The sequence below is a fragment of the Phyllobacterium sp. NPDC097923 genome (genome assembly GCF_044760925.1).
Taxonomy (GTDB): domain Bacteria; phylum Pseudomonadota; class Alphaproteobacteria; order Rhizobiales; family Rhizobiaceae; genus Phyllobacterium; species Phyllobacterium calauticae.
This window is the reverse complement of sequence record NZ_JBIWBL010000001.1, coordinates 1,976,246-1,986,111: the sequence shown is the minus strand read 5'-3', so window position 1 is coordinate 1,986,111 and position 9,866 is coordinate 1,976,246. Positions and strand designations below refer to the sequence as shown.

Annotated in this window: 10 protein-coding genes; 4 read left to right on the top strand and 6 right to left on the bottom strand. The window is 61.4% G+C overall.

What is annotated here, in order from left to right; translation table 11 throughout:
- Positions 1 to 91: 91 nt before the first annotated feature.
- Positions 92 to 400 (bottom strand): PsiF family protein, encoded by a 309-nt coding sequence (locus ACIQWS_RS10125; RefSeq protein ID WP_288193145.1) that lies wholly within the window; start codon positions 398 to 400, stop codon positions 92 to 94.
- A 437-nt stretch (positions 401 to 837) separates the two neighbouring features.
- Here ACIQWS_RS10125 and cml point away from each other — a divergent pair, with 437 nt between their 5' ends.
- Positions 838 to 2,043: a CmlA/FloR family chloramphenicol efflux MFS transporter gene (gene cml, locus ACIQWS_RS10120; RefSeq protein ID WP_403175937.1), complete on the top strand. Its 1,206-nt coding sequence runs from the start codon at positions 838 to 840 to the stop codon at positions 2,041 to 2,043.
- A gap of 63 nt (positions 2,044 to 2,106) precedes the next feature.
- Here the strand turns inward: cml and ACIQWS_RS10115 are convergent, their stop codons facing one another.
- On the bottom strand, positions 2,107 to 2,628 hold the full coding sequence (locus ACIQWS_RS10115; protein WP_346307805.1) for a hypothetical protein: 522 nt from the start codon (positions 2,626 to 2,628) through the stop codon (positions 2,107 to 2,109).
- 304 nt (positions 2,629 to 2,932) lie between these two features.
- Between ACIQWS_RS10115 and ACIQWS_RS10110 the strand changes: the two genes are divergently transcribed.
- From ACIQWS_RS10110 to ACIQWS_RS10100, 3 genes are all read left to right on the top strand, one after another.
- Positions 2,933 to 3,778: a MetQ/NlpA family lipoprotein gene (locus ACIQWS_RS10110; protein ID WP_403175931.1), complete on the top strand. Its 846-nt coding sequence runs from the start codon at positions 2,933 to 2,935 to the stop codon at positions 3,776 to 3,778.
- Between the two features lie 118 nt (positions 3,779 to 3,896).
- Positions 3,897 to 4,979 carry a methionine ABC transporter ATP-binding protein gene (locus tag ACIQWS_RS10105; RefSeq protein ID WP_403175927.1) on the top strand — a complete coding sequence of 361 codons (1,083 nt, stop codon included), beginning with the start codon at positions 3,897 to 3,899 and terminating at the stop codon, positions 4,977 to 4,979.
- The gene (locus ACIQWS_RS10100; RefSeq protein WP_288193150.1) at positions 4,960 to 5,616 is read left to right on the top strand and encodes a methionine ABC transporter permease; all 657 of its coding nucleotides are present in this window, start codon (positions 4,960 to 4,962) and stop codon (positions 5,614 to 5,616) included. Before ACIQWS_RS10105 ends, ACIQWS_RS10100 begins: the two co-directional genes overlap by 20 nt.
- Here the strand turns inward: ACIQWS_RS10100 and ACIQWS_RS10095 are convergent.
- The 4 genes from ACIQWS_RS10095 to ACIQWS_RS10080 form a co-directional block, all read right to left on the bottom strand.
- The gene (locus ACIQWS_RS10095; RefSeq protein ID WP_403175915.1) at positions 5,613 to 6,935 is read right to left on the bottom strand and encodes an LLM class flavin-dependent oxidoreductase; all 1,323 of its coding nucleotides are present in this window, start codon (positions 6,933 to 6,935) and stop codon (positions 5,613 to 5,615) included. The genes ACIQWS_RS10100 and ACIQWS_RS10095 overlap by 4 nt on opposite strands.
- A 65-nt stretch (positions 6,936 to 7,000) precedes the next feature.
- On the bottom strand, positions 7,001 to 7,753 hold the full coding sequence (locus ACIQWS_RS10090; protein WP_223613021.1) for an ABC transporter permease: 753 nt from the start codon (positions 7,751 to 7,753) through the stop codon (positions 7,001 to 7,003).
- The gene (locus tag ACIQWS_RS10085; protein ID WP_403175904.1) at positions 7,750 to 8,691 is read right to left on the bottom strand and encodes an ABC transporter ATP-binding protein; all 942 of its coding nucleotides are present in this window, start codon (positions 8,689 to 8,691) and stop codon (positions 7,750 to 7,752) included. The genes ACIQWS_RS10090 and ACIQWS_RS10085 overlap by 4 nt, the downstream gene beginning before the upstream one ends.
- The gene (locus ACIQWS_RS10080; protein ID WP_403175897.1) at positions 8,688 to 9,845 is read right to left on the bottom strand and encodes an ABC transporter permease; all 1,158 of its coding nucleotides are present in this window, start codon (positions 9,843 to 9,845) and stop codon (positions 8,688 to 8,690) included. Before ACIQWS_RS10080 ends, ACIQWS_RS10085 begins: the two co-directional genes overlap by 4 nt.
- Positions 9,846 to 9,866: the final 21 nt, after the last annotated feature.

Below are 9,866 nucleotides of genomic sequence, written 5' to 3'. Positions count from 1 at the left end.
CGCCCAAGCGATATCGGGCTGAAAGCCTGACAGGCGGGTATAAATTGGCGGGAGGCGGATTTGCCGCTCCCGCCAGCAGACAGATCGGGCGTTAGCTCTTGCCGCCGTTCTTCTTGCATTCGGCGCGGAACTTGTGGCGTTCCTTGCCATGCAGGCCCTTGGCATCAGCCTGAGCCGAGCAAGCCTTGGAGATGGCTGTCTTGGCCGGAGTGGTTGTTGCGGTGGCAGCCGGGGCAGTAGCGGGTTTCTTGGCCATGGAATTGGCCGCCGGCTTCATCGTGGTTGCCGGTGCGGTTGTGGTCGCTGGCGCTGTCGTTGCGGGGGCTGCAGTCTGTGCCATCGCGCTTGTGCCGACAAAGGCAAGGATCGCGGTGGCGGTAAGGGTGGCAACTAGTCTCATGGTCGTTTCCTTTGAGTTACAAACCCGTTTTGTAGCGCGTCATGACGCGAAGTTTTCTCGCGCTACGGTTGCACCTGAGCACTGCTTGCATTTCGCCAAGCCCTTGCAAATCAATGAGATGCGCGGCGCTATACGTCATGCCAACATTGCTCGAGTCACAGAATATTGATCGACCGTGTTTTCTTTGTGTGCATCCACATTAATTTTTTTCCATGAAACGGCCATGTTTGCAGTTGCTTGACGCTCGCACATCACAGCTCTATATCGGCGCTTCAACCGAGAGCTGCACCTACGATGAAAGCCACCACGCTCGCAACCCGCTAGGCCGCAACAACCGTTTTCAACCGTTGTTGCGGCATTCAAAGTTCTCACCATGCTTCTTGCGTTGGGATCAATGATCGCCGCCGAACCTTCCTGTTCGCGTGGGATTTTTTGTTATGCTTTACCCCAAAATTTGGACTTATTCGCTGCCGGCGGCCTTGCTGCTGATGGCTCCCTTTGACCTGCTCGCTTCGCTGGGCATGGATATCTATCTGCCCGTCGTCGTCCGCATGCCCGCGGTTCTCCAAACCACACCGGCAACAATCCAGCTGACACTCAGCCTGTACATGATCGTTCTTGGTTGCGGGCAGCTGCTGTTCGGCCCGCTGGCCGACCGAATCGGGCGCAGGCCCGTCCTGCTCGGCGGGGCATTCCTGTTCGCGCTTGCCTCCGCCGGATTGGCCATGACAAGTTCGGCCGGCGTTTTCATCGCGCTGCGTGTTCTCCAGTCGGCGGGCGGGGCGGCGGCCCTGGTGGCAACCTTTGCCACTGTCCGCGACGTCTATGCAGCACGGCCGGAAGGCGCCATCATCTATGGCCTGTTCGGCTCCATGCTGGCCTTCGTCCCGGCTTTCGCACCCATGATCGGCGCGCTGGTTGACCATATGTTCGGTTGGCGGGCCGTTTTCTGGTTGCTTGCCGGCCTTGCTGCTTTGTCCGGGCTGCATGCGTTTCTGCGTTGGCCCGAAACATGTCCGGTACAGACACATCCCGCGACACTCCAAGGCAGTTTTGGCAGGGTGTTCTCCAGCGTCACGTTCTGGACCTACACAATGGGTTTCAGCACGGCCATGGGGACATTCTTCACCTATTTCTCGACGGCGCCGCGCATTCTCATGCAGGCGCTTGGCTTGTCCTCGACCATGTTCAGCCTCGTCTTTGCAACCGTTGCCCTTGTCATGATCTTGTGCAGCCGCTTCGGTGGTGTATTCGTCAGGCGCTGGGGCCAACAGGGATGTCTGGTCAGGGGCATGGCATTGTTCCTGGCCGGCGCGGTGTTGCTAATTGCGGGGCAGATAATCCTGCCAATCTCCATTGCAACGTTCATGGTGCCGATGTGGATCATGGCGTGCGCCATATCATTGACATCTGCCGTTGCGGCAAACGGGGCTTTGCGCGACTTTGGCGATATCGCGGGAACGGCGACAGCCATCTACTATTTCATCCAAAGTGTGATTGTCGGGGCTGCTGGAACGCTGGCTGTGGTCCTGCTTCCCGAGGCGAGCTTTTGGCCTGTTGCGGTGTTTGCAGCCGTTGCGGCCGTTGCCACGCTTGGCCTGGCAGGCCTGTGCGGACCTGATGAAAAGCCTGTAACCCTTTAATCGCACTGCATCATTTGCGATCCCGACCAGATGGCGGCCGGGGTCGCGGATATGGCAATCGGCTCATGCCCTGTAGGAATGCAGCTCCGGATCGAGCTCCACCTCCACCACATTGGTGAAGACCGCCGTGGCGATCATGATACCGGCAAAGGCGACAAGGTTGACGAGCGTCGGCTCGTCATAACGCGCGGCCAATTTGTTCCACAGCCTCTGGGGTACCGCATTGGCATCGGCAACGATGGCCTTGCCGAAGTCCATCAGCACCGTTTCATCCGCATCCGGGATGATGGTCTCGGGCTGCAGGCCAGAATCGATCAGCGCGCGGCGGAAAAAGGTAACGGGCACATCCGCATGGCTTGCCTGCGCGATGGCGAGCGACAGAAGCCAGATGGCGCGATCCGGCAGGGCCGGGCGCAGCAGATCGCGCAAGGTGAACCATTCGGCATAGATGCGGTGGGCGACGGGTGAATGCAGCATGATGCGCTTCATGTTGGTCATGCGGCCGCGCAACTGCAGCTCCCGGTCATGCTCGGCGCGAACATCCGGTGCTGCGTCTTCATAAACAATCGGGGAAATGCGGCTCATGGGAAATATCCCTCTGTGACAGGTTTGCGGAGGTAGCGGGGCAGGATGCTCAAAGGCATATATTTTCTGGCGGCGGCGCGCCATGGAAAACCCGCTGGCAGATTCATTTCGCGGCAAAACCCGGCTGTATTCCACATTGTGGAAAATTCTAGCTCCGGTTGCGGCAATTGTTGAAAGGTTTTTCGCCTGCTGCTCTGCACAAAAGATAGCCATCCCTCGCTCAATCCGTGTGCATTCGCGAATATCCGGGACGAAACAAGACGTTTCTCTTTTCGCTATTCACACTGCCTACGGGGGCCAGCACATGACAAAAACCATAGAAAATCTCGGAAAAAACGGGAAAATCACGCGGCGCGCCGGCCTGTTTGCGCTGGTGGCTTCGGCCATCGCCATTGCCAGCTTCACCGCGCCACAGCCATCCCTGGCGGCTGACAAGGCCATCAAGGTCGGCATCATCAGCGGTGAGGACGAAGATGTCTGGAAAGTCGTGACGGCGGAAGCGGCCAAGAACGGCCTGAAAATCCAGACGGTCGTTTTCAATGACTATACCCAGCCGAACGAAGCGCTGGAACGTGGCGATCTCGACGCCAATGCATTCCAGCACAAGCCTTATCTCGACAACCAGATCAAGACGCAGGGCTACCACATTGTTCCGGTCGGCTACACCGGCGTCTGGCCCATCGGCCTTTATTCCAAGAAGTTCAGCAAGATTACCGAACTGCCGCAGGGCGCCGTGATCGGTGTTCCCAACGATCCGTCGAACGAGGGCCGTGCGCTGCGCGTGCTGGAAGACCAGGGCGTCATCAAGCTCAAGCCCGGCACGGGCATTCTCGCCACCATTGCCGACATTGCCGAGAACCCGAAGAAGGTGAAGATCAAGGAACTCGACGCGGGTATCGTCGGCCGTTCGGTCGAAGATCTCGACGCAGCCGTGGTCAATACGGATTGGGCGCTGAAGAGCGGCCTGACACCGGCAAACCGTATCGCCCAGGAAAAGATTGCCGACAATCCTTACCGCAACTTCATTGCCGTGAAGGCCGGGCAGGAGAAGGAATCGTGGGTGAAAACCCTCGTGTCCTCCTATCAGAACGACAAGGTCAAGGCGGAATTCGACAAGGTGTACAAGGGAACAGGTATCAGCGCTTACTGATAACCGGTTGATCTTACAAGCAATCACGACAAAGCGGCTCGCAGCATCGATATATGCCGCGGGCCGCTTTCCCGGTCGAGGCGGGTGCCGTTGCGGCATCCCTCCAAGAGGAAAACATATGAACTCGCATGTCTCCGTTCCCGGCCAGACGGGTGCAATCATAGCCGATACGCCGCTTGCCGACGCTGTCGTGCGGCTTGAGAATGTCAAACGGCATTTTGGGGAAACGCCGGCTTTGGATGGTGTGTCCCTGACGGTCCGCAAGGGTGAAATCCTCGGCATCATCGGCCGCAGCGGCGCGGGAAAGTCGACGCTGATCCGCTGCCTCAACGGGCTGGAACGGCCGGAATCCGGCGCCATTTTCGTCGAAGGCAGGCAGATCACCGGGCTCAGCGAGCGGGAATTGCAACCTTTTCGCCGCCGTATCGGCATGATCTTCCAGCACTTCAACCTGCTGTCGGCCAAGACGGTGGAAGAGAATGTGGCGCTGCCGCTGAAGATCGAGGGCCGTCCGAGGGCCGAACGGCTCCAACGCGCGCGCGAACTGCTCGATCTTGTCGGCCTTTCCGACAAGGCAAGGGCCTATCCGTCCTCCCTGTCCGGCGGGCAAAAGCAGCGCGTCGGCATTGCGCGGGCGCTGGCGGCGCGCCCGGCGCTGCTGCTTTCGGACGAAGCGACATCCGCGCTTGATCCTGAGACAACCCGTTCGATTCTTGCGCTGCTGAAGGATATCAACCGCAAGCTTGGCCTCACCATTCTGCTGATTACGCATGAGATGGAGGTGGTTCGCTCCATCGGGGACCGCGTGGCGGTTATCGACGCCGGAAAGATCGTCGAAGAGGGACCTGTCTGGTCGGTGTTCGCCGATCCGCAGACGGATATTACCAAAAGCCTGCTGGCGGGTATTCGCCCGCAGCTTCCGGCGCATATCGCCAATGCCCTATCGGCGGAACCCGGCGGCGAAGCCGTGCTGGGCGTCGATCTCGCCGGTGCGGCGGCGCAGGGCACCCTGCTGGCCGAGCTGCCACGGCCGTTCCGCCTGCTGCATGGCGGTGTCGATCATGTGCAGGACCAGGCGGTCGCCCGGCTTTATCTTGCAGTTCCGGCTGTGCCTGCCGGTGCCGTCCAAACATTCATTCAATTTCTCGAGGCCCGTTCGGCCCGTGTGGAGGTGCTCGGCTATGTCACCGGTCATGCTTGATCTTCTCGTTCAATCCATCTGGGAAACGCTTGTCATGACCGGCGCCTCGGGTCTGATCTCGCTGGCCGCCGGTTTGCCGCTGGGCCTTGCTCTGGTGGCGACGGACCGTGGCGGTATTGCGCCCAATCCATGGGTCAACAGTGTGCTCGGTGCGGTCATCAATGCCTTTCGGTCCGTGCCCTTCATCATCCTGCTGGTGGCGCTGATCCCGGTGACGCGGCTCATTGTCGGAACATCCATCGGCACGTGGGCGGCCATTGTGCCGCTGTCCATCGGCGCGACGCCCTATTATGCCCGGATTGCCGAGGTCTCGCTGCGGGAAGTCGATCGCGGGTTGATCGAGGCGGCACGCGCCATGGGCGGCAACCGCTGGACGATCATCCGCGAAGTGCTGGTGCCCGAAGCGCTGCCGGGCATCGTTGCCGGTTTCACGGTAACGCTGGTCACCCTGATCGGCGCATCGGCCATGGCCGGTGCCATCGGCGCCGGCGGGCTCGGTGATCTGGCCATCCGCTATGGCTACCAGCGCTTTGAAACCTCGATCATGATTGCCGTGGTGATCGTGCTGATTGTCCTTGTCTGCGGCATCCAGTGGGTGGGCGACAGGCTGGTCAAGCGGCTCGATCACCGCATTTAGAAAAAGCGGTTGGTGGGGCGCTGCAGGCCCAGATTGTCGCGCAACGTCCTGCCTTCATACTCGGTGCGAAAAATGCCGCGCCGCTGCAGTTCCGGCACGACCTTTTCGACAAAATCATCAAGGCCTTCCGGCAGATAGGGGAACATGACGTTGAACCCGTCGGAGCCTTCCTCCTCAAGCCATTGCTGCATCTCGTCGGCGATGGTTTCCGGCGTCCCGACGAAGGCGAGACCGGCATAGCCGCCGAGGCGCTGCGCCAATTGGCGCACCGTCAGGTTCTCCCGCCGCGCCAGATCGACCGCGCGTTCAAGACTGCTCTTGCTGGCATTGGTGTCGGTGATCTCGGGCAAAGGCCCATCGGGATCGAAACCGGAGGCATCATGGCCAAGCGCAATCGACAGGGAGCCGACGGCGTTGGCATAATGCACAAGGCTGTCGAGATGCGCGCGCTTTGCCTTGGCTTCCTCAACCGTATCGCCCACCACGGCAAAGGCAGCGGGGAGAATTTTCAAATGATCGCGCGGGCGCCCGATTTTATCCATGCGGGCCCTGATATCCGCATAGAGACTTTGACCATCGGCAAGACGGCCTGGCGCGGCAAAGACCAGTTCGGCGGTTTCGGCCGCAAGCTGGCGACCCGGCTCCGATGAGCCCGCCTGCACGATGACCGGCCAGCCCTGTACAGGACGGACGATGTTGAGCGGGCCGCGCACCGAGAGGAATTCGCCCTTGTGGTCGAGCACATGCATGCGCTCCGGGTCGAAATAGATGCCGCTCTCCGCATCGCGAATAAAGGCGTCGTCGGCAAAACTGTCCCACAGCCCCGTAACCACATCGAAGAATTCCCGGGCGCGACGGTAGCGCTCATCATGCTCCATGTGATCCTCCAGCCCGAAATTGAGCGCGGCGTCCGGGTTGGAAGTGGTGACGATATTCCAGCCCGCACGTCCGCCGCTGATATGGTCGAGCGAGGCGAAGCGGCGGGCGATGTGATAGGGCTCGTCAAAGGTCGTCGAAGCGGTGGCGATCAGCCCGATATGCTCCGTCGCGCCGGCCAGGGCGGAAAGCAGGGTGAACGGTTCGAAGGATGTCACGGTGTGGCTGCGCTTCAGCGCTTCCACCGGCATGTTCAAGACGGCCAGATGGTCGGCCATGAAGAAGGCATCGAACTTGCCGCGCTCCAAGGTCTGGGCGAAACGCTTGAGGTGGGTGAAATTGAAGTTTGCATCGGCATAGGCACCGGGATAGCGCCATGCGCCGGTATGGATGCTGACGGGCCGCATGAAGGCGCCAAGATGCAGCTTGCGTGTCGTGCTCATCGCATGTCCTTTTACAATGGGGGCTGTATGGGAAACAGTCTGTGGCTCGTTTGCATATGGGGTGGTCAGCTTTGCTGGAGAAGGCCCATGCGCCGCGAAATGAAACGTTCCATCGCCGACAGACCGTCATAGATCATGACGGCGAGAACACCGACGATCAGACCACCCTGCAGGACAAAGGAGAGGTTGTTGGATTGCAGCCCGGCAATGATCACTTCGCCCAGCGTTTTGGCGGCAACCGTGGAGCCGATGGTGGCCGTCGCCAGATTGATCGTCACGGAGAGGCGTATGCCGGCAAGAATGATCGGCATCGCCAACGGCAGCTCGACTTTGACAAGCCGCTGCCAGCCGGTCATGCCGACGCCCCGCGCCGCATCGGTGACGGTCGGCGGCAGGGTGGTCAGGCCGGTCAGCGAATTTTCGAAGATCGGCAGCAATCCGTAGAGAAACAGCGCGATCAGCGTGGGCTTTTCACCAAAGCCGACGGCAGGGACAGCAAGGGCGAGCACGGCCACGGGCGGAAATGTCTGGCCGATGTTCACCAGACTGCGGGACAGCGGCAGAAACTCCGCGCCGAAGGGGCGCGTGACCAGAATGGCCAGCGCGACGGCCACAATGGTCGCGCCCGCCGTTGCAATGGCAACGGTGCGCAGGTGGAGCAGCGTCAGGGTCAGCAGGCTGCCCTGATTGTAGATCACCGGAGCGTTGTTCTGCGTCAGCGGGCGAAAGATGGGTTCAAACCAATCGGGCCGCAGGAGAAACACGATCAGCAGCGCCAGAATGCCGATGCGCAGAATGGTGGGCAGGCGCAGTTTCATGCGGCGGGCCTCGATGCCCGCTTGACCAGGCCATCGACGGTGACCCGGCCGATGGCTTTTCCGGCCTCGTTGACGACAGGCAAAGCGGGGCGGCCCGACCAGAGAAGCTCGGCCAGCGCGTCGCGCTGGGTGGCAGAGGCCGGAATGGCTTCGCCCTCGGCTGTGCCGGGTTCCACCGCATCACCTGCGGGACTGAGGGACAGGAAGCGGAACGGCCGGTCACCGGTGCCGACCAGCGTCGCGACGAAATCGGTTGCGGGATTGGCGAGAATTTCTGCCGGCGTCGCATATTGCAGCAGGTTGCCGCCATCCATCACCGCGATCTTGTGGCCGAGATGGATCGCTTCCTCCATGTCATGCGTGACGAGAATGATCGTGGTGCCGAACCGTTTCTGGATGGCAAGCAGGTCCTCCTGCGCCTTCGAGCGTATGACGGGATCGAGCGCGCCGAAGGGTTCGTCCATCAGCAGCACATTGGGTTCGGCTGCCAGCGCCCGGGCAACGCCGATGCGCTGCTGCTGGCCGCCGGAGAGTTCATGCGGATAGCGCGGGCCGAATGTTTCCGGGTCGAGCTGGAACAGGGCAAGCAGTTCACGCACGCGGGCATCGATCCTGGCCTTGTCCCAGCCGAGAAGCTCGGGAACGACGGCGATATTCTGCGCCACGGTGCGATGCGGGAAAAGGCCATGCCCCTGAATGGCGTAACCGATGCGGCGGCGCAGTTCGTATCCGGGGAGGGTGCGGTTGTCCTCGCCATCGAGCTTGATCACGCCCGCTGTCGGTTCGACCAGCCGGTTGATCATGCGCATCAGCGTTGTCTTGCCAGAGCCCGACGTGCCGACGATGACGGTGATCGTTCGCGGCTGGACGACCAGCGAGACGTCGTTGACGACGGTTGCAGCACCATAGCGCTTGGTGATGTTCTCGATTTCAATCATGCGGATGTCCTCGAGTGAAAGGGGGAGCTGAGTTCGACCGCCGCGTCGAGAATGATCGCCGCGGCAAAGGCGAGAAGCACGGTGGGAACGGCCCCCAGCAGAACCAGGTCCATGGCGGTCTGGCCGATGCCCTGAAACACGAAGACGCCGAAACCGCCGCCGCCAATCAGCGCGGCGATGGTGGCAAGGCCGATATTCTGCACAAGGACGATGCGCACGCCGGTCAGGATCACGGGAAAGGCCAGGGGAAATTCCACCCGGAACAGGCGCTGCCATTCCGTCATGCCGACACCGCGGGCGGCATCGTTGGCCTGCGGCGGGACACCGGCAAGCCCGACCACCGTATTGGCCACCACCGGCAGCAGGGAATAGAGAAACAGCGCGACGAAGGCGGGTGCCATGCCGATGCCCTTGATGCCGATTTCCGCAGCACCCGGCACGTGTGCCGCGATCCAGCCGAGCGGGGCGATCAAAATGCCGAACAGAGCGATGGACGGGATCGTCTGGACGATATTGAGAACGTTCAAAACGACAGCGCGCAGCTTCTGCACCCGGTGACACAGAATGCCAAGCGGTATGCCGACGATCACCGCAGCGGCGAGCGAGCCGAGTGCCAGCGTCACGTGCTTGCTGGCCTCCGCCCAGAAACTGTCGGCGCGGGCGCTGTATTCCTTGAGAATCGACAACTTGTCCCAGCTTCCGGTGAACAGGACAAAACCGAGGAAGGCCCCGGCCAGGACCAGGACGAGGATGCGGAACGGCGGTGTCGGGCGCAGACGCGTCAGGGCATCCGCCGCAAGCAGGGCGAAGGCAAAGAGCAGCAGCCAGAAGCCCGATGCGGGAGACACGCGCGCATAGGTGTTGCCCGGCGGTGTCAGATGGTCGGCCGCCGTGCCGATCAGCAGCAGCAGGGCGGCCAAGGCGGCAAAGCTGGCTGCCAGCCGCAGTGTCGAGGGCGTGCGGAACAGTCCAATGAGAACGGCTGCTGCAATGACCGCCAGAAGCGTGGGGCCCGCCCAGGAGGGCAAGGCCGCCAACAGCGTTTGCGGTTCACCGGCGACGATCCGGTTGGCACGGAACGTGGCGAAGGGCGCCGCCGCCACGGCATATCCGGCGATCAGGGCAATCGCGACACCGAGTTTGTCCAGACGCACGGCATGGCCTCCTTTTCGCCG

Excerpts from the sequence above, each read along its gene's own strand:
- ACIQWS_RS10125 (WP_288193145.1), bottom strand. The coding sequence starts at position 400 with ATGAGACTAGTTGCCACCCTTACCGCCACCGCGATCCTTGCCTTTGTC.
- cml (WP_403175937.1), top strand. The coding sequence starts at position 838 with ATGCTTTACCCCAAAATTTGGACTTATTCGCTGCCGGCGGCCTTGCTG.
- ACIQWS_RS10115 (WP_346307805.1), bottom strand. The coding sequence starts at position 2,628 with ATGAGCCGCATTTCCCCGATTGTTTATGAAGACGCAGCACCGGATGTT.
- ACIQWS_RS10110 (WP_403175931.1), top strand. The coding sequence starts at position 2,933 with ATGACAAAAACCATAGAAAATCTCGGAAAAAACGGGAAAATCACGCGG.
- ACIQWS_RS10105 (WP_403175927.1), top strand. The coding sequence starts at position 3,897 with ATGAACTCGCATGTCTCCGTTCCCGGCCAGACGGGTGCAATCATAGCC.
- ACIQWS_RS10100 (WP_288193150.1), top strand. The coding sequence starts at position 4,960 with ATGTCACCGGTCATGCTTGATCTTCTCGTTCAATCCATCTGGGAAACG.
- ACIQWS_RS10095 (WP_403175915.1), bottom strand. The coding sequence starts at position 6,935 with ATGAGCACGACACGCAAGCTGCATCTTGGCGCCTTCATGCGGCCCGTC.
- ACIQWS_RS10090 (WP_223613021.1), bottom strand. The coding sequence starts at position 7,753 with ATGAAACTGCGCCTGCCCACCATTCTGCGCATCGGCATTCTGGCGCTG.
- ACIQWS_RS10085 (WP_403175904.1), bottom strand. The coding sequence starts at position 8,691 with ATGATTGAAATCGAGAACATCACCAAGCGCTATGGTGCTGCAACCGTC.